16 protein-coding genes and 1 pseudogene are annotated in these 22,702 nt (G+C 73.1%); 6 read left to right on the top strand and 11 right to left on the bottom strand.

Features of this window, described 5'->3' with window-relative positions:
- Together MQN93_RS32740 and MQN93_RS32735 are read right to left on the bottom strand one after the other, a co-directional pair.
- A complete protein-coding gene (locus MQN93_RS32740; RefSeq protein WP_016434138.1) occupies positions 1-438 on the bottom strand; it encodes a roadblock/LC7 domain-containing protein in 438 nt (145 codons plus the stop codon).
- Positions 435-3,440 carry a nitrate- and nitrite sensing domain-containing protein gene (locus MQN93_RS32735; RefSeq protein ID WP_242712398.1) on the bottom strand — a complete coding sequence of 1,002 codons (3,006 nt, stop codon included), beginning with the start codon at positions 3,438-3,440 and terminating at the stop codon, positions 435-437. The genes MQN93_RS32740 and MQN93_RS32735 overlap by 4 nt, the downstream gene beginning before the upstream one ends.
- Before the next feature lie 417 nt (positions 3,441-3,857).
- On the opposite strand from MQN93_RS32735, the gene MQN93_RS32730 reads away from it, so the two are divergent.
- Entirely contained in the window at positions 3,858-4,352 is a 495-nt protein-coding gene (locus MQN93_RS32730) for a hypothetical protein (protein ID WP_242712397.1), read from the top strand.
- A 97-nt stretch (positions 4,353-4,449) separates the two neighbouring features.
- Here MQN93_RS32730 and MQN93_RS32725 read toward each other — a convergent pair whose 3' ends face one another.
- The 4 genes from MQN93_RS32725 to MQN93_RS32710 all read right to left on the bottom strand — a co-directional run bounded on the left by MQN93_RS32725 (position 4,450) and on the right by MQN93_RS32710 (position 12,389).
- Positions 4,450-9,081 (bottom strand): coiled-coil domain-containing protein, encoded by a 4,632-nt coding sequence (locus MQN93_RS32725; RefSeq protein WP_242712396.1) that lies wholly within the window; start codon positions 9,079-9,081, stop codon positions 4,450-4,452.
- 37 nt (positions 9,082-9,118) lie between these two features.
- Complete coding sequence (locus MQN93_RS32720; RefSeq protein WP_242712395.1) at positions 9,119-10,009, bottom strand: hypothetical protein; 891 nt, start codon at positions 10,007-10,009, stop codon at positions 9,119-9,121.
- Positions 10,010-10,061: 52 nt separating this feature from the next.
- On the bottom strand, positions 10,062-11,588 hold the full coding sequence (locus MQN93_RS32715) for a hypothetical protein (RefSeq protein WP_242712394.1): 1,527 nt from the start codon (positions 11,586-11,588) through the stop codon (positions 10,062-10,064).
- Between the two features lie 96 nt (positions 11,589-11,684).
- On the bottom strand, positions 11,685-12,389 hold the full coding sequence (locus MQN93_RS32710; protein WP_242712393.1) for a GntR family transcriptional regulator: 705 nt from the start codon (positions 12,387-12,389) through the stop codon (positions 11,685-11,687).
- 174 nt (positions 12,390-12,563) lie between these two features.
- Here MQN93_RS32710 and MQN93_RS32705 point away from each other — a divergent pair, with 174 nt between their 5' ends.
- The 5 genes from MQN93_RS32705 (at position 12,564) to MQN93_RS32685 (ending at position 17,002) form a co-directional block, all read left to right on the top strand.
- Positions 12,564-13,859, top strand: a complete 1,296-nt coding sequence (locus MQN93_RS32705; protein WP_016434145.1) for an MFS transporter — start codon at positions 12,564-12,566, stop codon at positions 13,857-13,859.
- On the top strand, positions 13,856-14,677 hold the full coding sequence (locus MQN93_RS32700; protein WP_242712392.1) for a putative hydro-lyase: 822 nt from the start codon (positions 13,856-13,858) through the stop codon (positions 14,675-14,677). The genes MQN93_RS32705 and MQN93_RS32700 overlap by 4 nt, the downstream gene beginning before the upstream one ends.
- Before the next feature lie 86 nt (positions 14,678-14,763).
- Positions 14,764-15,522: a LamB/YcsF family protein gene (locus MQN93_RS32695; protein WP_242712391.1), complete on the top strand. Its 759-nt coding sequence runs from the start codon at positions 14,764-14,766 to the stop codon at positions 15,520-15,522.
- Positions 15,519-16,136, top strand: a complete 618-nt coding sequence (pxpB, locus tag MQN93_RS32690; protein ID WP_242712390.1) for a 5-oxoprolinase subunit PxpB — start codon at positions 15,519-15,521, stop codon at positions 16,134-16,136. The genes MQN93_RS32695 and pxpB overlap by 4 nt, the downstream gene beginning before the upstream one ends.
- Complete coding sequence (locus MQN93_RS32685; RefSeq protein WP_242712389.1) at positions 16,133-17,002, top strand: 5-oxoprolinase subunit C family protein; 870 nt, start codon at positions 16,133-16,135, stop codon at positions 17,000-17,002. The genes pxpB and MQN93_RS32685 overlap by 4 nt, the downstream gene beginning before the upstream one ends.
- Positions 17,003-17,140: 138 nt before the next feature.
- On the opposite strand, the gene MQN93_RS32680 is transcribed toward MQN93_RS32685, so the two are convergent.
- The 5 genes and pseudogenes from MQN93_RS32680 to MQN93_RS32660 all read right to left on the bottom strand — a co-directional run bounded on the left by MQN93_RS32680 (position 17,141) and on the right by MQN93_RS32660 (position 22,583).
- Positions 17,141-17,989 carry an SGNH/GDSL hydrolase family protein gene (locus tag MQN93_RS32680; RefSeq protein ID WP_242712388.1) on the bottom strand — a complete coding sequence of 283 codons (849 nt, stop codon included), beginning with the start codon at positions 17,987-17,989 and terminating at the stop codon, positions 17,141-17,143.
- Positions 17,986-19,141, bottom strand: a pseudogene (locus MQN93_RS32675) (glycosyltransferase). Before MQN93_RS32675 ends, MQN93_RS32680 begins: the two are co-directional and overlap by 4 nt.
- Positions 19,138-20,283, bottom strand: a complete 1,146-nt coding sequence (locus MQN93_RS32670) for a glycosyltransferase family 4 protein (RefSeq protein WP_242712387.1) — start codon at positions 20,281-20,283, stop codon at positions 19,138-19,140. The pseudogene MQN93_RS32675 and the gene MQN93_RS32670 overlap by 4 nt, the downstream one beginning before the upstream one ends.
- A 186-nt stretch (positions 20,284-20,469) precedes the next feature.
- Entirely contained in the window at positions 20,470-21,888 is a 1,419-nt protein-coding gene (locus MQN93_RS32665; protein WP_242712386.1) for a HEAT repeat domain-containing protein, read from the bottom strand.
- A gap of 302 nt (positions 21,889-22,190) precedes the next feature.
- Positions 22,191-22,583, bottom strand: coding sequence for an ankyrin repeat domain-containing protein (locus tag MQN93_RS32660; protein ID WP_016434154.1), 393 nt, complete (start codon positions 22,581-22,583; stop codon positions 22,191-22,193).
- Positions 22,584-22,702: the final 119 nt, after the last annotated feature.

Below are 22,702 nucleotides of genomic sequence, written 5' to 3'. Positions count from 1 at the left end.
CTACCCGCCTGCGGGCAGATCGGTGCGCGGAGCCGCGCCCAGATGTACGCCGACCCGCTTGACCAGGAGCGTCATTTCGTACGCCACCTGACCGACGTCCGAGTCGGCGTCCGAGAGGACGGCCAGGCAGCTGCCGTCGCCGGCGGCCGTCACGAACAGGAAGGCGTCGTCCAGCTCGACCACGGTCTGCCGGACGTTGCCCGCCTCGAAGTGGCGGCCCACGCCCTTGGCGAGGCTGTGGAAGCCGGACGCCACGGCGGCGAGATGCTCGCTGTCCTCCCGGGTCAGGTCCTTGGACGCACCGGTCGCCAGACCGTCGCCGGAGAGCACGACTGCTTTGCGGATGCTCGCGACGCGGTCCACGAGGTCGTCCAGCAGCCAGTTGAGCTCTCCGGACTTGTTGGTCTCTGTGTGGCCGGTCGCCTTCGGTGCGGTCATCGACCGTCCCCCTCTGTCGTTCCTTGTGGTGCTGTGCCGCTGTGGGCGTTGTCGCCCGCGGCGTTCTCAGTGCGGCCACGCTGCCAGCCGCGCTGGAGCGAGGCCATCCGGCTGCGTACCTCGTCGGCGTCCCGCTCCACGGGCGGCGAGGTCTCCTGCGGGCGTCGCTCGGCGCTCTGCTTCAGCTGTGGAGCCAGATTGGCCTGGCGTACGCGCCGGGGCAGCGGCCCCGTGCCGGAACCCGTGTCCTGCGGCGCACGGCCGGGACGCCGCCCGGCCTGGTCGTCGCCACCGGATGCTGCCGCGGCCGGACGGCTGCGTCCGGGCAGAGCAGGCGGCTGCGGGCCCTCGTCGGCGGTCGGGCGGTCGGCGCCGGTCGGATGCTCGGGTGCCGGGGATGCCGGGTGCTCGAGGGACGGGCCGGGAGCGGTCGTGCCGGAATCGCTCGCGGCGGGATCGGTCCTGCCTGGATCGGTCCTGCCTGGATCGGTCCTGCCTGGATCGGTCGTACCGGGACGCAGCGGTGAGGCTCCGCGCCGGCGGGTCGGCAGCGGTGGTGCGGCGTCCTGGTCGGGGCGGTCCGAGCCCCGGCCCGCGGTGGGCTCGACGCCCCGGCGGCGCTGCGGCAGCGGTGCGGCCTCCGGCTCGGGGCGATCGGTGCCTGTCGACGGCTCGTCGGTGGTGTCCTCGCGCCGCGATCGCTGCTCGGTGACGGGGCGTCCGTGCGAGCTGACCAGCTTGGGCGTGCGGCGCAGCGAAGTGCCCATGTCGTCGGTGGTGTCGAAGCGGGCGGGTTCGTGGGTGCCGGGGTGGTCGGGGAGAGGGCTGTCGCCGCGGCCGGCCGTCTCGTCCTCGGCGAGGGCGATGGACCGTCGGGGGCGGAAGATCCCGCCGCGTTCGCTGTCCTCGCCGTCCAGTGCGCCGGGGAAGTCCTCGACGGCGTCGAGGTCGACCGGTGCCTCCAGTTCGATGGGACCGTTCAGGAGGGGGGCGGGCAGACCCGGAAGCTGCACGGGCATCCGGGAGAGCGCCGTGCGGCGGCCCTCCTCCAGCTCGGCCTCCTTCGTGGGGTGGGGCCGGTCGAGCCGGAAGCCGATGCCATTGGTGTCCGGGACGTCGTCCGTCAGCAGAGCGTCGGGGACGAAGACGACAGCGGTCGTGCCGCCGTACGGGGACGGCTGCAGGGAGACGCGCACGTTCTGCCGCTGGGCGAGCCGGCTGACCACGAACAGACCGAGCCGGTCGGTGTCGGACAGCTCGAACTCCGGGGTCTCGGCGAGCCGGAGGTTGGCGTCCAGGAGAGCGTCGGCGGCCATACCGAGGCCGCGGTCGTGGATCTCCAGGGTGAAGCCGTTGGCGACCCGCTCTCCCAGGACCTGGACGGCCGTGTGCGGCGGGGAGAACACCGTGGCGTTCTCCAGGAGTTCGGCCACGAGATGCGTGAGGTCGGCGACGGCGGGACCGGTCACGGCGATCCGCGGCAGCCGGCGGACCTCGATGCGTTCGTAGTCCTCGACCTCGGCGACGGCGGCCCGGACGACGTCCATGAGCTGGACGGGCTTGCGCCACTGCCGGGACGGAGCGGCGCCGGAGAGGATGACGAGGCCCTCGGCGTGCCGCCGCATACGGGTCGTCAGGTGGTCGAGGCGGAACAGGTCGGCGAGTTCGTCGGTGTCCTCGGTCCGGCGCTCCATGGTGTCGAGCAGGGTGAGCTGCTTGTGCAGCAGGACCTGGCTGCGGCGGGCGAGGTTGACGAACACCTCGGACACCCCGGCGCGCAGCTCGGCCTGCTTGACGGCGGCCTCGACGGCCGCGCGCTGGAGGGTGTTGAGGGCCTGGCCGACCTCGCCGATCTCGTTCTTGTCGTATTCGAGGCGGGGGGCCTCGGTCTCCACGTCGACCTGCTCGCCCGCGGACAGCCGGCGCATGACGCTGGGCAGCCGCACCCCCGATGCCTCGTGGGCTTCCAGGCGCAGTTGCCGCAGGTCGCGGATGAGGCCGCGGCCGACGCGCACGGACAGGAAGAGCGAGAGCAGCAGGGCGATCAGACCGAGCACACCGGCGATGGCCGCCTTGGCGATGACGCCCATGGCGACCGGGCGGACGCGGTCCTGATAGCGGTCACCGGCCTGGTCGTTGAGGGTGCCGAGCTTGTCGAGCACATTGCCCGCGGTGGAGTCCCAGCTCTGCGCGGAGACCTCGGGCCTGCCGCCGTCGGAGGAGACGACACGCTGCTCGGCCACACGCAGCGGCGCGGTGGCGGCGTTCTTCCAGAAGTCCTCGTAGCGTTCGCGTTCCGACGAGGGCAGCAGCGGCAGGTTGACGTCGTACATCAGGCTGCGCTGGGCCGCCAGGTCGGTGACGTCGCGGCTCTCCTCGCGCGTGAGTTTGCCGACGATCAGCGAGGAGCCGAGGAGGGCGTCCTCGCGGGAGAGCAGTTCGCGGGCGCGGGCGAGGTTGACCAGGGCGCGGTACTGCTTGTCCATCTCGACGTTGTCGAGGACATGGAGATTGCTGAGGAGGACGTAGCAGGGGTCGACCAGCCTGTTGTAGAGGTCGAGTGCCTGGGCGCGGTCGACGGTGCCGTCCTCGACGCTGCGGCGCAGGGCGTCGATGCCGTCGAAGGCCTCCAGCACGGTGGTCAGCCGCTCGTCGTTGCCCTCGCCCAACGCGTCGCGCACATCGGGGTTCTTGGCGTTCTTCCGGATCTCGCCGATGGCCCTGTCCGTGGCGGTGCGGCTGCGCCGCAGGTCGGCGAACCCCTCGGACGCCCGGGGGTCGGCCAGATAGACGAGGGTCTGGCGGCGCTCCTGCTGCACGACGCGCACGGTGTCCTCGATCGGATAACCGATCTTCTCCACCACGCGCGACACATTGAACAGGTCCCCTGCCTCGCGTCCCGTCAGTACCGTGGCGAAGCCCCAGATCGCGGTGAGGGACACCAGCGGCACGAGAAGCAGCGCCACGATCTTCCGGCGGATCGACTTCCCGCGAAAGCGCATGGCCTCCCCCAGCTCGACCCCCACTGGCCGGGGGTACACATGTACGTCAACAAACGGCGCGAGCCTACTACTGACCCATAGGTAACTCGAAGAGCCGTCCGGAACCTGAACTTCCGCGCGGCCGACGAGACATGGGGAGTTGTCCGGCCATTGGGGGAGATTGCCGCCTCGATTCTTTGACGGCCGCCGAAACCCGTCCGACGGGCCCGCCTGGGCAGTTGGCCGGAAATTTACGCTGCTTGGGAATCTTGGGGATGCCTCGTTCGTCCTTCTTACGGGACATGGGGGCGGAATCGGCTGCAGGAGCCGCGCCTTGGACTTGGACGGCGTAAAACAGCGCAAGCCGGGCAACCAATGGGGAGCCGTGCCGTCGGGCACGGAGTGAGCGGTCTGCCGGCAGTGGGGAGTGACACGGTGATGGGCACGGCGGAGCAGCGCGTGGCGCACGGGGACGACGCGGTGGCGGACCCGACGGTGCGACGGCGCCCTGAGGCGCCGGATCGCGACATTCCGGCAGACGAGCACCGCCCGTTGTGGATCGAGGAAGCGGCGTCACGACGCCGGATGCCGGATCCGGTGCGGACGGCGGCGGTGCGTGCGGTGATCATCATCGCCGTGACGCTGATCCAGGCGATGGTGGCCTTCTTCTGCACCATGGCCGGATCCTGGCTGGCCTTCCCGATGGTGATCAGCAGCATCGTGAGCACCGTGGTGGCCACCTGGGGCGCGCTCGACGTCTGGGTGACCCGCCAGGTGTGGAATCAGCGCTACGGCGTCGTGTCGGATCCGAGCAGCACCGCACGGGCGCTGCGCCGCGAGCGCCGCCGGGCACGGCGGCAGGCGAGGGCCGACGAGCGTGCCCAGGAGCGGATACGCAGGAGGGGCGCGGCCGGCCAGTTGTCGCACTCCTGAGCCACGTCCGGAGGCTTGTGAGCCCGGCCGGGACACGCCAGAGGTCAACCGGCGCGCCCTGGGGCCGAGTTGCCGCGCTCCCGGGCCGCCGCCCCGCTCACGTTGCGCTGGGTGCCGGTCTCTTGAACATGCGGGTCGCCGTGATCTCGCTGTGCACCGCCTCGTCCTCCTCGGCCGGGGTCTGCTGGGGCAGGCCGGGTCGGAGGTGCTCCTCCACGCTGATGTACTTCAGCCCGGCCCGTAGGTCGGCGTCGTTGCGCAGCCGGATGACCAGTGGGAACTCCGCCAGGGCGGTCGTGTCGAACAGGCCGGTGGTGTAGAGGAGCTGGACGCCGAGCGCGTCGGACACGGCCCGCTGGAGTTCCAGCAGATAGGTGGCGTTGGCGCGCCCGATGGGGTTGTCGAGGAACAGGGTGCCGGCGTGCCGGTGCTTGTCGCGGCCCCGGTCGTTCGAGCGCAGCGCGGCCATCGTGCAGTACAGGGCGATGGCCGCGGTGAGCAGCTGGCCGCCGGAGAACACGTCGCCCATCTGCCCGACGGGCACGCGCTCGGCGCGCAGCACAGCGTCCGGCTTGAGGATCTCGACGGCCACGCCCTTGGGCTGCAGGGCCGCGCCCACACCCCGCAACAGCAGGGACATGCCGTCGCGGCGCAGGTCGGAGTTCTTCTTCACGGCCGCCCGGGTCGCCTCGTCGATGACCTCGCCGAGGCGTTCGGTGAGCGTGGCCTGGTCCGGCTCCTCGAACCGGATGCGCAGGAACTCCTGCCCCGACCACTCGCCGAGCCCCTCGGGCAGCCGGGAGAGCCGCTGCGCGGAGCGCAGGGTCGCCAGTGCCGACTCGACCAGGCCGCGCAGACGATCCACGATCGAGTCGCGGTTGCGCTCCAATTGCGCCAACTCGTCGGAGAGGACACGCAGTCGGGGCGCGAAGGCCTCGGCCCACTTCTGGGCGTGCTCGGGCAGCGCGGAGGCGGGCAGCTCACGGATCTGCTGCCGCGCCGGGGTGCGGACCTGCTCGTAGCGCGTGGAGTTGGCGTGCCGGACCAGTACGTCGCTCGCCTCGCGCACGGCGGCCTCGGCGGACGACAGATCGGCGGCGCAGCCGCGCAGCGAGCGGCGGGCCTCGGCGGCCGCGTGCCGTGCCTCCTCCAGGCTGCCGGGGTACGGCTCCGGCTCCTCCTGCTCCTCCTCGAAGCTGTGCTCGCGCAGCAGGTCGCGGAGCATCGCGGCGATCTCCTCGAAGCCGCCGGCGGCGTCCTCGGCCACGCGGTGCGCCTCGAGGAGCTCGGCGTGTGCCTCCCTGGCTTCAGTCAACGCCTCGGTGCGGGAGGCGAGTTCGCTCGTCGCCGTGCGCAGCAGCGCCTGCGCGTGCTCGGCGTCGCGCGGCTGGAGCTCTTCCGGCAGTTCGGTGTGCGCCTCGCCCTCCTCGGGCGCGTGCCGCTCGGCCTCGCCGCGCAGCCGCCCGAGCTGCTCGCTCGCGGTGGACATCCGGGTCTCCAGGAGCTGCACCAGCTCCTCGGCCCGCGCGGCGGCCGACTGCCGGGACGGGCCGTCGGACCCCTCCGGCGACTGCAGCAGCTGTTCCGCGCGCGTGCGGACCTTGTTGCTGAGCCGGTCCAGCTCGGTGCGTGCAGCGCTCTCGTCGCTCTCGGCGCGCGCCTGCTCGGCCCGCAGATCGGTGCCGACGCCGACCTTCTCGTAGACCTGGGAGGCGGCGCGATAGGCCTCGCGCAGGGCGGGCAGCGAGGACTTCGGGGCCGCTGAGTCGTCCTCCGGTACGTCGTCGGGGGCGCCCGCGATCTCGGCGCGCTCGGCGCGCAGGGCCCGTGCGGTGCGGCGGGCGTCGTCGGCGGCGCGCTGGGCGGCACGGCGGTCCTCGTCGGCGGCCCGGGCGCGCTCAAGACAGGCCTGGGCGCGCGCCTCGGACTCGGCGCCCTCGTCGGCCAGTTCGCGCACCTTGACCTGCCAGCCCGCGCGCTCGCGCAGCCGGAAGGCGAGCCCCGCGAGGGCGTCGGCCGAGCGCCGGGCGCGCTGGGCGGCCTCCTGCCGCTCGTCGCGCGCCTGTGCGGCCTCGGCGGCGGTCTCGTCGGCCTCGGCCCGGATCGCGCGCGCCTCGGCCAGCTCGGTCTCGGCCTCCTCGGCGAACGCGCGCGCTTCGTGGGCGGCCTGGGCCAGTTCGACGAGCCGGCCCGCCGGGCAGCCCGTGCGCCAGGAGGCGAGGCGAGCCGCCAGCTCCCGGTCCTTGCCGAGGCGTGCGGCGAGCGTCCTGATCTCCTCGTCCCGCTCGGCCGCCCGCGCGCGCAGTGCCTGCCGTTCCTCGTCGGCGGCGTGCTCGTCGTGCATAGCCGGGTTCGGCGGCACGAGGAAGACACTGCCGTCACCGCCGTCGCCCGAGTCCGTGGCCGGTGTGGGCGCGAGGAGAGCGGCGGCGGTGCCGACGGCCACGGCGGACCTGGGCAGCAGCGCCGCCTCGCTCAGCGTCTCGCGGGCCCGGCTGTGCGTGTCGGGGTCGGTGATGATCACGCCGTCGACGAGTTCCGGCCGGGCGGCCAGCACGCGCGCGTGGTCGGCCGGGTCGACGGCCTGGGCGAGGTAGCGCCAGCCGGGCAGTGCCGGGATGCCGTGCTCGCCGAGGAACTCCACGGTGGCCAGGACGTCCGGGCCGGGCGGCAGCAGCCCTCCGTCGCCGAGCGCGCCCAGGATCCGGGCGTCGTCGGCCGCGGCGGTGCGCAGTTCGAAGAGCTGCCGCTCGGCGGACGAGACGGAGTCGTCGAGCAGTTCGCGCAGTTCGTCGGCGAACCGGTCGAGCTCTTCGGGGGTCAGCGCCGCCTGGTCGCTCTCCGTCTCCTGTCGGGGCCGCGGGACGGTGGTGGGTCTGTCGCTGCCGGAGACGCTCAGCAGTTCGGCCAGCCGTTCCTCCGCGGCGAGCGATTCGGCGATGCGGCGCTCGGCCTCGTAGGACCGCTCGGCGGCGGTGGCCGCGTCCGCCGCGCGAGCCGCCGTCAGCTCGGCGCGGGACTCCGTGGAGGCCGCCTCGCGCGCGTGCTCCGTGGCCCGGTGCGACGCCTCACGCGCCGTGTCCCACGCGGCGACCGCCGTCTTCTCGGCGTCGCTGGCGGCGAGGGCGGCGCGGGCCGGGTCGGCGTCGGGTGCGCTGTCGTCGAGCCATCCCGCGCGCACCGCCTCGGCCGTCTCCTGCTCGACCTCGGTGAGGCGCTGGCGCAGATGTCCGACCTCGCTGCGGGCCCGCTGGGCCTCGGTGGCGGCGGCGGTCGAGTCGCGGTAGGCGGCCTCGCTGACCTCTTGCAGCGCGGCGGACCGCTCCTCCTCCTCGTTGGCGAGGCTCTCCGCGCGTTCGGCGGCCGCGTGGAGGGCTCGTACGAGATCCACGGCGGCCTTCGTGCGGGCGGCGAGCGCGGGGGCGGCGTCCCGCTCGGCCTCCTGGATCGCGGCGGCCACGCGCGCGACACGGTCGGCGGCGGCGCGGTGGCGCAGCACCGCCTCGGCGGCCTGCCAGGCGGAGTGCAGGGTGCGCGCGTCGGCGAGCTCGCGTTTCTGTGCAGCGGCGGCCTTCTCGGCGCGGCCGAGCGCCAGGGAGGCGTTGCGGTAGGCGAGTTCGGCGGCGATCAGCGCGCTGCGCTCGCGGGCCGACTCGGAGTGGGTGACCGCGTAGGCGGCCGCCGTGACGCGCTGGGCGAGGTCGGCGGCCCTGACCCGCTCCTGCACGCCGCGCGCGGAGAGCCGGCGGGCCAGTGCGCGCGTACGCCGTTCGGCGCCGGTGTGGATGTCACGCGCGCGTGCGCGCGATGCGGCGGCCTCGATGATCCGTCCGAGCAGGTCCACCGAACCGGCGGTGAAGTCCCGTTCGGCGATCAGTTCGGCCCGGCGGCCGAGCTTGTTGCCGAAGCCGCCGACGAGGTCGGCGAGGCCGTCGGTGTCCCGGGTGTCGGTGACGGCGCGCAGCAGCAGGTCGGTGAAGTCGGAGTCCTTCTTGACCGCGAAGAGGCCGGCCGCCTCACCCTCGTCGGCGTTCATCTCCCGCTGGTAGCGGAAGAGTTCGGGGTCGAGGCCGAGGTCGCCGAGGTGCTCGATCCACCGGTCGTGGACCTCCTCCCAGTGCACCTCCAGATGGGGGTACGCCTTGCCCGCCTCTGTGAGGGCGTCCCGGAAGCCCTTCATGGTGCGCCTGCGGCCCTGGGCGCCGGACTGGCCCTCGACGACGGGTCGCACGGCGGTGGCCTCGGCGACGGGAAGGTTGTCCAGGGACAGCCCGGGTCCGGGCCGGAAGGAGTACCAGGCCTCGGCGAACTTCCGCGGGTCGTTGGACACCTGTCGCCCGCGCCACTCGCTGACCTTGCCGACGACGACGCATTCGCCGGTCAGCGTGTGCTGCCATTCCAGGGCTACGTGCCCGCAGTCGTCGGCGAGCAGGAACTTGCGCAGCACGCCGGAGCTGGCGCCGCCCAGGGTGTTGCGGTGACCCGGCAGCATCACGGAGAAGATCAGCTTGAGCAGCACGGACTTGCCGCCGCCGTTCTCCAGGAAGAGCACGCCGGCCGGTGCGGGGCGGCGGGGCGGGCCGACCGGCTCCTCCTCGAAGAACTCCGCCTGGGTGGGCGCGGGGTCGGGTACGGGTTCGCCGACGCCGCGCAGGTCAAGCACGGTGTCGGCATAGCGCGCACCGGCGGGGCCGATGGAGTAGAGGCGGACCCGGGACAGCTCGTACATGGCGGACTCTCGTCAGTCTTCGGCAGGTGGGGGAGGTTCAGGAGCGGGACGAGTGGAACGGCAGTCCGGCGTCGGCGGCCAGCTCGAGGTCGTCGGTGTCCTGGGCGGGCAGCAGCGTCGGTGTGCCGTCGGTGACCGGGACGACGCCCAGCTCCAGCAGCTCGGCCATCGCAGCGCTGCCCGCCATGTCCCGGACCTGGAGCTGGTAGCGCGACGTCGTGCGGTACGTGCCGCCGTTGTCGTCGCCGGTGCGCTGCAGGAAGCCGGAGTCGGTCAGGAACGCGGCGGCCTTGCCGACGATGCCGGTGGTGGAACCAGCCAGTCTGCGTGCGTCCTTGGTGGCGCCGGTCGCGCTGCGTCTGACCCAGATCCGCCACGCGGCCTCCAGGCCGGGTGCGTCGGTGGCCGGGTCGGTGTTGTCGCCGTGCTGCTCCGCACGCTCCTCCAGGCGGCGGCAGGCCTGTCGTACGAAGGTGTCGACGCCGTTGACGGAGACTCGTCCGATGTATCCGTCGTCGGCCAGGTCCTCGGGGCGCGGGAACGCCATGGCGGCGATGGCGAGATGGGCCAGGCCGTGCAGGAAGCGGTCGCCGCCGTCGGCGGACGTACGACGGGCGTAGTCGCCCATGCGGACGGCGAACACCGAGTCCTCGGCGGCCGTGACGGCCATCCCCGCGCGCGGGGAGACCTCCAGCACCACGAGTCCGAGCCCGGTGGCCACGGCGTCCGCGAGCCGTGCGAACGGCGGGTCCTCGCGGTAGCGGCGCAGCAGCTCGGCGTACTCCTGGTCCCGCGCGGGCTGCAGCTTGGGCTGCAGCCCGAACGCGACCAGGCGCGCGGCGTCGGCGGTGTCGGCGGGCGTGACGGCGCTGCCGGCCGGCGGCGCCGCACCGCTGTCCGGCTCACTCCACTCGACGTGCTCGGTCACGGCTGTCGCTCCTTGATGCGCTCACACTCGTACGTACGCTGCCCGGGGCCGGTCACGCCGCCTCCGTCCTGTCGGCCGCCATGCCCGCCGCGTCCAGCAGTGCCGTGCCGACGATCAGGTCGGCGCCGCCGAACTCGGGGTCGTCCAGCTCCGTCCCGTCGTCCACGGCGAACAGCAGCTTCTGTTCGCCCTGGCGGTAGGCCGTGCCCACGGCGGGGCTGGCCGCGTGCACGGCCAACAAGGCGACCAGATACGGCAGATCGGGGTCCCGGCGGCGCGCTTCGGCGAGCAGTCCCGACAGCCGGCGCGGGGCGTCCGCCGGCAGATCCAGCAACTCGGTGGCCGCGGCCAGCTGCTCCTCGCTGAACCGGCTGTCGTCCGGCGTGGCGATGAGGTCCGGCTCCGGCATCTCGGCGCCCAGATGCTCCCGCTCCACCGGCGGGGTCAGCAGGATGTCGACCAGGTCCGACACCCGGACGGACACCGGTGTGCGCAGGCCCGTCCCGCGCGCGAAGAACGCGTCCGTGACCCGGACGGCCTGCTCCAGCGGCAACGGCAGGACCGGGGCGAGGAGATGGCCGTAGAGGTCGATCTCCGACGAGGCCAGGGGGGTGGCGAAGGCCTGCCGGTCCTGTTCGGCGCGGAACAGTGGTCCGGCCTCCAGCAGTCGTGACTGGAGCTGGGTGTGCCTGCGGATGCAGTCCTTCACGATGTCCACGAGCTCGGCCGCGCGCCGCTTGTGCTCGGGGTCCTCGGTCTCGTCGCGGGCCTTGCGGATGTTGGTGAGGATCGCGTTCTCGTGGCGGTAGCGGTCGGCGACGTGGTCCAGGGCCTCGGCGATCATGTCCGGCACGGCGTTCAGCCAGTCCACCGCCCGGACGTTGCGCCGGGTCGCGTCGAGGGCCCGGCGCAGGGTCTCCGAATACTGCACCGTGCGGTAGCGGGCCTGTTCGGCCGCGAGTTGGGCGTCGGCGAGGCGGCCCCTGTTGATCAGGACCTCCAGCTTGACCTCGGCGGCGATCTGGGCGCTCGTGACGTCCGTGTCCAGGGCGCCGACCAGGACGTTGACCGCCTCGTCCGTCGTGCGGAGGTACACGGTGCCGCCGGGGCCGGGCACCTCCTCGATCAGCTTGAAGTCGTAGTCACGGCGGACGTAGCTGCCGTCGGTGGTGAAGGTGCCGTAGACCGCCCTGAAGCCGCGGTCGACGCTGCCGACGTTGATCAGGTTCTCCAGGACCCAGCGGGCCACGCGCTCGTGCTCGGCGACGGGCCGCTGCGGGGCCTGGGCGGCGATGCGCGGGATGAGCCGGGCCACTATCTGGTCGTGGTCGGCGCCCGTGTCGAAGTCCATGTTCAGTGTGACCAGGTCGATGGCGGCGAGGGCCACTTCCGCCATGCCGTAGACCGAGTACTCGCCTGCGAGGTTGGCCTTGCGCGCGTCGAGGTCGTGCAGCGGTGCGGTGCAGGCGAGCGCGCGCAGGCGCCGCGCCAGTCCCTCGTCGGCGGCCGGGCCCGGTGCGGGGCGCGGCCCCGCGCTGAGCTGGGGCGGAACACGGTCCGTCGAAGCAGGCGAAGTCACGGTGCACAGACTAGGTCCTGGGTCTGACAACGACCCAAACGACCCGGATTGCCGTCCGTCGGCGGGGCGGCGACCAACCAGTGGCGAGTCGTCTCCTCAGAGGAGGGCTTCGCCCTCTCCGACCCTTCTGCGGTAGACGTCGACGACGCGTTCCAGGGAGTCGTCGAGGTAGGTCGCGAGCAGCTTCTCGGCTTCCGTGCGGTCGCCGGCCTGCAGGGCCTGCAGGATCTGGCGGTTGCGGGCGAGGTAGGGCTCGTGGAGCCGTCTGGGGTCGTCCACGACGTGGAAGGCGAGGCGCAGTTCGGCGAAGACGCTGCGCATCAGCTCGTCGGTGCGGGCGCTGCCGGCGAGGGCGACGAGTTCGCGGTGGAAGTGGATATTGGCCGTACCCACTCCTTTCCAGTCACCTTCCCGGGCCGCTTTCCGGCTCTCCTCGACGACCGCGGCGAGCGCCTCCAGGTCGTACGGCGGTTCGCCGAGGCCGCGGACGACGGCGCACTCGACGAGGCGGCGGGTGCGGTAGATGTCCTCGACGTCCTCGACGGTCAGGACCCGGACGAAGACGCCCCGGTTGAGTTCGTGGACGAGCAGGCGTTCGTGGGTGAGCAGGCGGAACGCCTCGCGCAGGGTGTTGCGGGAGACCCCCAGCGCACCGCCGATGCTGTCCTCCGACAGCCGGGTCCCGGGTGGGAAGAACCCTTCGGCGATACGGCCCCTGAGGATGTCCGAGACGCGCTCGGCGGTGCTGGTGCGCCCCAGGAGAGCCCGATCGTCGGCAAGTCCGGTCAACTGCTCTGCCATGCCCGGAATTCAATCGCAGATACAAGAACGAAACAACATGGGTATTGAAGGATCGTTGAACGATCCTCTACGTTGCTACGAACGACGCCGTCCCCCCACCCCGAGGCGCCGACCGCTCACGCACGGCACGGCTCACTCCTGATGCACCCTCCGTCCTCCCACTGCGAGGTGCCCATGAGCACGACCCCTTCACCACAGGCCCTGACCGCACAGCCCGGAACGGATGAACGCGCCCTCGACGACGGCGCGCTGGGCTGGTTGCGCGCCCTGGGGCCGCGTGGCCGCCGCGCCTTCGCGGGCGCGTTCGGCGGCTATGCCCTGGACTCGTACGACTACTTCACGCTGCCCCTGAGCATGGTCGCGCTCGCCGCGTACTTCGGCCTGGACAGCGGCCAGACCGGCCTCTTCACGACCGTCACGCTCGTGGTGTCCGCCGTCGGCGGCGCCCTCGCGGGGGTGGTGGCGGACCGGTTCGGCCGGGTCAGGGCACTGATGATCACGGTGATCACCTACGCGGTCTTCACCGTGGCCTGCGGCTTCGCGCCCAACTACGAGACACTGCTGGTCTTCAGGGCCCTGCAGGGCCTCGGCTTCGGCGGCGAGTGGGCCGTCGGCGCGATCCTCGTCGCCGAGTACGCGAGCGCCAGGCACCGGGGCCGCACCCTCGGCGCGGTCCAGAGTTCCTGGGCGGTGGGCTGGGCGCTGGCCGCGATCGTCTACACCCTGGTCTTCTCGTTCGCCGGTGACGACCTGGCCTGGCGCATCATGTTCTGGACGGGTGCGCTGCCGGCGTTGCTGGTGATCTGGATGCGGCGCCGCGTGCACGACGCCCCCGAGGCCGCCGCCGTACGCGAGAAGAGCACGCAGAAGGGCTCCTTCGCGGCCATCTTCAAGCCGGGCCTGCTGCGCGTCACGATCTTCGCCGGGCTGCTCTCCACCGGCGTCCAGGGCGGCTACTACACGCTCGCCACCTGGGTGCCGACGTATCTCAAGAGCGACCGCGGCCTGTCGGTCGTCGGCACCGGCGGCTATCTGACGTTCCTGATCTCCGGCGCCTTCCTCGGCTATCTGACCGGCGGTTACCTCACGGACCGGCTGGGCCGCAGGCGCAACATCTGGCTGTTCGCCCTGCTGTCGGCGATCTGCATCCTGGCGTACGCCAACATCCCCGAGGGCGCCAACACCCTGCTCCTGGTGCTCGGTTTCCCGCTCGGGTTCTGCATGTCGGCGATCTTCAGCGGCTTCGGCTCCTACCTGAGCGAGCTGTACCCGACGGCGGTGCGCGGCACCGGACAGGGCTTCACGTACAACACCGGACGCGCCGTGGGCGCCGTCTTCCCCACGACCGTCGGCTTCCTCGCCGACAGCTGGGGCGTGGGCGGCGCGCTCGTGTTCGGCGCGATCGGCTACGGCATCGCGGCCCTGGCGCTGCTGGGGCTGCCGGAGACCCGAGGGAGGGAACTGGCGTGAACCGTACGGAAGACCGACCCCTGACCGCCGTCGACGGGCACGCGCACGCGTGGAGCCCCAAGACCGCCCGGGCCCGGTTCCGCGAAGGGCTCACGGGCCCCACCGCCGGGGTCGCGGCCGGACACACCCAGGTCAATCTGATCTCGGTGCCCGCCGACTGGGCGTACGACACCCTGCTGTTCTGCCAGCGCAACCCCAAGCCGTGTCCGGTGCTCGACGTCACGGACGCCGGCGGCGTCACGACCGTCCTCGCGGACGGCGCGGACCTGCGCACCGACCTGCCGCGCTACCGGGTGTGGCAGGACGGCGAGTTGGTGGACGAGCCCACGGACGTGCGCGCGCACTGGCGCGACGATCTGGTGTCGTTCCTCATCGGCTGCAGCTTCACCTTCGAGTGGGCGCTCGCCGGGGCGGGCGTCCCCATCCGCCACATCGAGCAGGGCCGCAACGTCCCGATGTACGTGACCAGCCGTCAGTGCCGCCCTGCGGGGCGGCTGCACGGTCCGCTGGTGGTGTCCATGCGGCCGGTGCCGCCGGTGCACCTCGCGGCGGCGCTCCAGGAGAGCAGCCTGCTCCCGGCGGTGCACGGCAGCCCCGTGCACTGCGGCGATCCCACGGCGCTCGGCATCGCGGACCTCGGCCGCCCCGACTTCGGCGACCCGGTGGAGACCGAACCGGACGACATCCCGGTGTTCTGGGCCTGCGGAGTGACCCCGCAGGCGGCGGTGATGGCCTCGCGCCCGCCCTTCGCGATCACTCACGCACCGGGGCAGATGTTCCTGACCGACGCCCGCGACGAGCAGTACCGCGTGGCCTGAGGACCGGTACGCGGCACACGCGGCACGACGAAGAGCACGACGTGATCCGAACAGCACGGCGTGACCCGAGAGGAACCGAAGGATCCATGACCTCGATCGATCTGAACGCCGACCTCGGCGAGGGCTTCGGCCGCTGGCGGCTGACCGACGACGAGCAACTGCTGTCCGTCGTCACCAGCGCCAACGTGGCCTGCGGCTTCCACGCCGGGGACGCCGCCACCATGCGGCGGGTGTGCGAGCTCGCGGCCGAGCGCGGCGTGCGGATCGGTGCCCAGGTCTCCTACCGGGATCTGGCGGGGTTCGGGCGGCGCGCCATGGACGTGCCGCCCGCCGAGCTCGCCGCCGAAGTGGCGTACCAGATCGGCGCCCTGGAGGTCTTCGCGCGCGCGGCGGGCACGCGCGTGTCGTACGTCAAGCCGCACGGTGCGCTCTACAACCGCGTCGTGCACGACGAGGAGCAGGCCGCCGCGGTCGTGGAGGGGGTGCAACTCGCCGACCCCGCCCTGCCCGTGCTCGGCCTGCCCGGATCGCGGCTTCTGGAGTACGCCGTCAAGGCGGGCCTCACGTCCGTCGCGGAAGCGTTCGCCGACCGCGGGTACACCACCGAGGGCACGCTCGTGCCGCGCGGCCAGGACGGTGCCGTGGTCACCGATCCGGAGGTGGTGGTGGAACGCTCGGTGGGCCTGGCCCGGTTCGGCACGGTCACCTCCCACTCCGGCGCGCCGGTCGACGTACGCGCGCGGTCCCTGTGTCTGCACGGGGACACACCGGGCGCCGTGGAACTGGCCCTGCTCGTACGGCGGCGCCTGCAGGAGTCGGGCGTGAGGGTGGAGGCCTTCGCATGAGGGCACTTCCCGTGGGGGACAGCGCCCTGCTCGTCGAGGTGTCCTCCGGGCACGAGGCGCAGGCCCTGCACGCCGAGCTGCTGCGCCGCCGCGCGGAGGGCCTGCTGACGGTCCGTGAGATCGTTCCCGCGGCCCGCACCGTCCTGCTCGACGGCCTCGACGACCCGGTCCGCCTGGCGTCGGAACTGACCGCCTCCGAGGTACCACCCGCTCCCCCACGCGCGCGGGAGGCGATCGAGATCCCGGTGCGCTACGACGGCCCGGACCTGGCCGAGGTCGCCGCGCACTGGGGTGTGCCGGAACACGAGGCGGCCCGCATCCATGCGGACGCCGAATTCACCGTCGCCTTCTGCGGGTTCGCGCCCGGCTTCGGCTACCTCACCGGCCTTCCGCAGCGCTACGACGTCCCGCGCCGGGCCACTCCGCGCACGGCCGTCCCGGCCGGTTCGGTGGCGCTGGCGGGCCCGTACACGGGCGTGTATCCGCGCTCCTCGCCGGGCGGCTGGCAGCTGATCGGACGCACCGACGCCGTTCTGTGGGACCACGCGCGCGTACCGGCCGCGCTTCTGTCGCCCGGCACGCGCGTGCGCTTCGTCCCGGTGGACGGCTCATGACGGACCGGGCACTCGTCGTCGTACGGGCCGGGGCACTGACCACCGTGCAGGACCGCGGACGCCCCGGGCACGCCCACCTCGGCGTGCCCCGCTCCGGGGCGCTCGACAAACCCACCGCGGCGCTGGTCAACCGGCTGGTGGGCAACCCTCCGGAAGCGGCTGTCCTGGAGACCACGGTCAACGGCTGTGCCGTACGGCCGCGTTCGACCGTCACCGTCGCCGTCGGGGGCGCCCCCTGTCCCGTCTCGGTGGACGGACGGCCGGTCGCCTGGGGGGCTCCGGTGCGCGTGCCCGCCGGTGCGCTCCTGGACGTCGGAGCGGTCGTCTCCGGGGTGCGCGGCTATGTGGCCGTCTCCGGCGGCATCGCCGTCGAACCGGTGCTCGGCAGCCGCTCGACCGACCTCCTCTCCGGCCTGGGGCCGGCGCCGCTCACGGACGGCGCGGTGCTTCCCCTGGGGACGCCGAAGAACGTGCACGCGCGCGTGGACGTCGCTCCGCAGCCGGCTCCCCCCGCCGAGCTGGTCCTGCGCGTGACGCCGGGCCCGCGCGACGACTGGTTCACGGCGGAGGCCCTGCGCACCTTCACGTCCCGCACGTACCGCGTGTCCTCCGCCAGCAACCGCATCGGCCTGCGCACCGAAGGACCCGCCCTCGACCGGGCCGTCCCGGGCGAACTCCCCAGCGAGGGCATGGTGCTGGGCGCGGTCCAGGTCCCCCCGGACGGCCGCCCGGTCGTCTTCCTGGCGGACCACCCCACCACCGGGGGCTACCCGGTGATCGCGGTGGTCCACCCGGGCGGCCTCCCGGCAGCGGCCCAGGCGGCACCGGGCACCCCGGTCCGCTTCATCAACGCACGGCGCCACTGACGCCCTAAAGGGCGCGGGGCCCCATCCGATATGCGGCTCCGCCGCGTGCGCGCGACCAGCCACGACGAACCCGCACCGGCCCACCACCGACAGCACCCATCCACCTCTCACCCGACCAGCGCCGACGCCGGCGCAGCGCTAGGCCACATCAGGCTGCTCGACGACCGACACCGCAGCCAGCGCCGCGGACACCGCGGCCGCCGCCCGCATGTCCAGCCGCGCGCTCGTCCCCCGCGCCCGGTGCCGCATCTCGTCGGCCGCGAGCCGCAGCAGCTGGGGCAGCAGATCGGTGCACCGCCGAGCGACCCACGCAGTCCCTGCCGTGGCCAGCCACAGCAGGCTCGCCGAGGTGGTGGGGACCGGGAACTCGGGTTCGGGCGAGGGAGCCGGGCCCGTCGCCCGGTCCGCCCGCGCCAGCAACGCGTGGAAGCGCAGGGCCAGTTGCCGGTGCCCCTGCTCCCCCGGGTGCAGCCGGTCCGCGCTCCACATCGCACGGTCCGTGATCCAGTCGGCCTCGGCCGCGTGCAGATGGACGGCTGAGTAGCGGTCGGAGAGCGCATGGACGACCCGGTTGACCGCTCGCTGCCGCCGGGCCAGCGGACGGGCCAGCGAACCCGGCAGCCCCAGCATCGAGCCGGGGTCCGGCAGACAGGCGGTGAGCAGGGTCGCGCCCTGCCCGGTGAAGGCGGCGTAGACCTTGTCGAGCCGTTCGGCGACGGCGTGGATGTCGAAGGTGCAGCGCAGGGTGTCGTTGACGCCGATGACCACCGACGCGATGTCCGGCTGCAGTTCGAGGCCGGCCGGCGTCTGCAGTTCCAGCACCTCGCGGGTCTGTGCGCCGCTGACCGCGAGGTTGGTGAACTCGACGGGGTCCTCGGCCAGCCCGCCTGCGAGCAGCGCGGCCCAGCCGCGCCACCCGTCCCCGACGGGATCGCCCACGCCCTCGGTCAGCGAGTCCCCGAGAGCGACGAAACGCACCGGTCTCATGTCACGCCCCCGGGCACGAAGGGACGCGACGGAACCGTCGTGTCGTGTGCGGCGAGGAACGCCTCCACGGCCGTGTTCCAGCTGAAGCACTCCGCACGCGCGCGTGCCGTTCCGCGCCGATCGGGCTCGGGCAGTTCGAGGACCATGTCGACCGCGTCCGCGAAGGCGTCCCCGTGGTCCGCCGCGACGGCCCCGGCGGATCCGACCACCTCGGGCAGCGCGGAGGAGGTACTCACCACGACGGGCGTGCCGCAGGCCATCGCCTCCAGGGCGGCCAGTCCGAAGGTCTCGGCGGGTCCGGGCGCCAGGCACACGTCGGCGGAGGCCTGGAGCGTGCCCAGGGCGACGCGGTCGGAGACGTGCCCGAGGAAGGTGACCGGCAACCCGCGCTCGCGCGCCCGCTGTTCGAGCCGCGGGCGCAGCGGCCCGTCCCCGGCCACCACCAGCACCGCCCGCCTGCCCCGCCGCAGCAGCGACTCCAGGGCGTCCAGCGCCGTGCCGGGCCGCTTCTCCACGGACAGCCGGGTGCAGGTGACGAGCAGGGTCTCGTCCTCGCGCGCGTACCGTGCGCGAAGCCCCGGGTCGCGCAGCGCGGGGTGCCGCTGCACGAGGTCGACGCCCAGGGGAGCGCGTACGACGTTGCGGGCGCCGATCCGCACGAACTCCCGCTCGGCGAACTCGGTCGTGCACACCGCGCGCGTACGTGTGTGCCGTACGCACGTTGAGGGCATCGGCGGCACGCCGGGCGGCGTTCTCCGGCAGGCCCCAGGTGCGCAGGACGCCGTCGGCGGTCTCGTGGGAGACCATCACGGCGGGTACGCGGGCACGCCGTGCCCACTTGCCGGTCCAGCGCAGGGTCGTACGGTCGGAGACCTCGAGCCGGTCCGGCTGCAGTTCCTCCAGGACGCGGGCCACGCGCCGCTTGTCGGTCAGGACGCGGTATCCGCCCGTGCCGGGCAGCAGCGGCCCGGGCAGGGTGATGACGCGCCCCTGTTCGGTGTCGCGGTCGTCGGCACGCTCGCCGGGCACGATCAGCACGGGCTCGTGCCCGGCCGCCCTGAAGCCCTTGCCCAGCTCGCGCAGGGCGGTGCGCAGGCCGCCCGAGGCGGGGGCGACGAAGTTCGCCAGGCGCACGATCCGCAGGGAGCTCATGCCGCCACCGCCGTCCTGCTGCGCGCGGCGAGCACATCCGCGTAGTGCCCGATGAGCTGGTCGCCCACCGCCGCCCAGGTGCGTCCCTCGACGGTGGCGCGTGCGGTGGTACCGAAGGCGGCCCGCCGGGCCGGGTCGGCCAGCAGGGAGCGCACGGCCTCGCGTACGGCGTCGGCGTCGCGCGGCGGCACCAGCAGCCCGGTGCGCCCGTGGGCGACCAGGTCGAGGGGGCCGCCGACGGCGGGCGCGACGACGGGGAGGCCGCTCGCCATGGCCTCCTGCACGGTCTGGCAGAAGGTCTCGAAGGGCCCGGTGTGGGCGAACAGGTCCAGGGAGGCGTAGATCCGGGCGAGGTCGTCACCGGTGCGGCGGCCGAGGAAGACAGCGCCCGGCAGGGCCTCGGACAGGCTCGGCCGGCTCGGGCCGTCGCCCACGATCACCACCTTGACGCCGTCGAGCCCGCACACGCCGGCGAGGAGCTCGATGTGCTTCTCGGGGGCGAGCCGGCCGACGTATCCGACGATCAGCTCGCCGTTCGGGGCGAGTTCGCGGCGCAGGGACGCGTCGCGCAGCTCGGGGCGGAACCGGACGGTGTCCACGCCGCGGGGCCAGAGCTTGACCCGGGGCACGTCGTGGGCCTCCAGGTCACGCAGCGAGGCGCTGGAGGGGGCGAGGGTGAGGTCGGCGGCGGCGTGCACGGCGCGGATGCGCCGCCAGGCCGCGGCCTCGCCGGCGCCCATGTAGGTGCGGGCGTATCCGGCCAGATCCGTCTGGTAGACGGCGACGGCCGGCACACCGTATCGGGCGGCGACCGCCATGCCGCGGACGCCGAGGACGAAGGGGCTGGCCAGGTGGACGATGTCGGGCCGGTGCTCGGCGACGGCCGCGGCCAGGCGGCGGCTGGGCAGGGCGACCCGGACCTGGGGATAGCCCGGGAGCGGAAGGGAGGGGACACGGACGACGGGGCACGGCGCCTGGGCGTCGGGCCCGGTACCGGCGCGGCCGGCGAGAGCGGTGCCGGCCGGAGCGACGACGAGCGGGAGGTGACCGCGATCTACGAGGTGCCGGGCGGTCTGGAGCGCGCAGTGGGCCACGCCGTTCACGTCGGGGGGAAAGGATTCGGTCACGATGACGACACGCATACCGGTGTTCTCGCCGCACTGGACGTGGTCGCGTCAACGTGGATCTATGCGAACGATGAACGTCCCGTGAGCGTTCCTGCGCACACCCGAGCAGGTCAGGCCGTGTCCATGACCGCCTGACCCGCGGGTCATCCGCAGTTCACCCGGCGGCCGTGCCGCCGCTCGGAGAATGAGCGCGGGACTGGCTCAAACAGCGGGCCCGTCGGGTGTGATCCGACTGCGTACGGCCGTCTGCACCTCGGCCTCCTCGGCCGGATCGGCGGCGAGCCGGCGGAGCTGCTCGACGACGCGGGCGTCACCGGTCTCGGCGTGCCGGGCGGCGATTTCGCGGGTGGTCTCCTCGCAGTCCCAGAGGCACTCGACGGCGAAGCCCGCCGGGAAGGAGGGGTCGGTGGCGGCCAGGGCGCGTGCGGCCCGGCCGCGGAGATGGGAGGAGGCGGTCTCGCGATAGATGTGCCGCAGTACGGGGGCGGCGCAGGCGATGCCCAGGCGTCCGGTGCCGTCGACGAGGGTCCACAGGGTCGGGGCGTCGGGTCCCTCGCCCCGCACGGCTTCCCGTAGCGCGGCGAGGACCAGGTCCTTGTCGGCGGCGCCGCCGCGGCAGGCGAGCATGCGGCCGGCGGAGGCACCCAGGGCGTCGGGCCGGTGGGCCCAGCCGCGGGCCCGGTCGACGGCGGCGACGCTGCGCATGCGCTCGAAGGCGTCGACGGCGGCCTCCACGACGGCCGTCGATCCCGTCAGTACCGCTTGCTCGATCAGGTCGAGGGCGTCGGGATCATTGCCGTCGGCGAGATAGCGCAGGGCGGTGCAGCGGGCTCCGTCGGTGCCGTCCTTGGCGGCCTGCACGATCTCGGTGCGGTCCTCGGGGCCTGCCACCGCCGTGAGGCAGCGGGCGGCCGGCACATGCAGTGCGGCGCCGCGCTCGATGCCCTGCTGGGCCCACTCGAAGACGGCCTGCACGCTCCAGCCGGGGCGCGGTCCGGACGGTCGCATCTGCCGCTGCCAGCGGTCGAAACAGCCGGCTTCCTGGGCGGCACGCACGCGCGTGGCGATCGATTCGCGCGGATCCTCGGCCCACAGCCGCCACGGCCGGGGCTCGAAGGCGTCGCGCACGACGCAGGCCAGTTCGGCCTCGCCCTCGGCGTCGGTCGGGAAGCGGGCCAGGACGGGCGCGGCCAGGGCGCGCAGCCCGGCGTCGTCGTCCCTGAGCGCCAGCTCGTCCAGGGCCCAGGCCCAGTTGGAGCCCGTCGCGGCGTACCTGCGCAGCAGTTCGAGCGCGTCCCGCCTGCCGTAGGAGGCGAGATGACCGAGGACGGCGAGGGCCAGGCCCGTACGGCACTCCTCGGTGTCGAAGGCGTCCTCGACGTCGAAGAGGTGTGCCTCGATGTCGTCCAGTTCGCCGTTCAGGTCGAGGTAGAGACGGGCGTAGTAGAGGGAGCGGTTCTCCACCTGCCAGTCGTGGCGGGGATCACGCAGCACACAGTGGTTCAGTGCCGCGAGCGCCTCGGCGCGCGGTGCGGTGAGCGCGTGCAGCGTGCCGTCGCCACGCCCCCTCTGCAGGAGGCCGAGCAGGGTTCCGCTGGGCGCTATGACCGGATCGAACATGGGAAACAGCCTCACATCAAGCGTCGACGCAACCGGGGAACACGCACTACCTGGCCGCGTGACACAACGTCGGGGCGCCCGCCGTCTCTTGCTTGCTGTAGACCATCTTCCTCTGCCTCTCGTCGGTGGCCCTTGCGGACCGTCATCACGGTCCGCGCGGTGCGGCAACACCTGCCCAGCCATCGCGTCCGTGAATCACGACGTCATGATGACTCGGCACTTCGTGCTGCCGCGACCGATATTTCGGCGGCCCTGTACCGCCTCCCCCGTTTCTGGTGTTTTCGCTGGTCAGAACATACGTATCAGTGTGCGCCGAACAGGTCGAGCAGTTCCGTCCTGCCGAACATCCGCGCCGTGTCGACGGCCGACGGGGTGCCGGCGGCCGGATCGGCGCCCCCCTCCAGGAGGGCCTCGATCACTTCCGTCTCACCCTTGAAGACGGCACCGGCGAGCGGGGTCTGGCCCCGGTCGTTGATGCGGTCGCCCTCGGCGCCGCGGGCGAGCAGGGCGCGCACCGCGTCGGCGTGCCCGTGGTAGGCCGCGAGCATCACGAGCGAGTCACCGCGGTCGTTGGTGAGGTTGGCCGGAACACCCGCGTCGACGTACGCCACCAGTTCCTCGGTCCGCCCCTGCCGGGCCAGGTCGAAGATCTTGGTCGCCAGCTCCACGACCTCGGGGTCGGGGGCTTCGCTCATCGGCCGGACCGCCTTCCATGCAACCGTTCAGGTGAATCGCCAGCGTACTGGCTTCCGCGGCACATGACGCGTCTCGCCGGAGGTAAGGATCACGGCAGACCCGGCCGTACGCATGAACC

Source organism: Streptomyces spinosisporus (assembly GCF_022698145.1).
GTDB classification, from domain to species: domain Bacteria; phylum Actinomycetota; class Actinomycetes; order Streptomycetales; family Streptomycetaceae; genus Streptomyces; species Streptomyces spinosisporus.
Note: the sequence above shows the minus strand (reverse complement) of the source record. Positions and strands in the feature narration are given on the sequence as shown.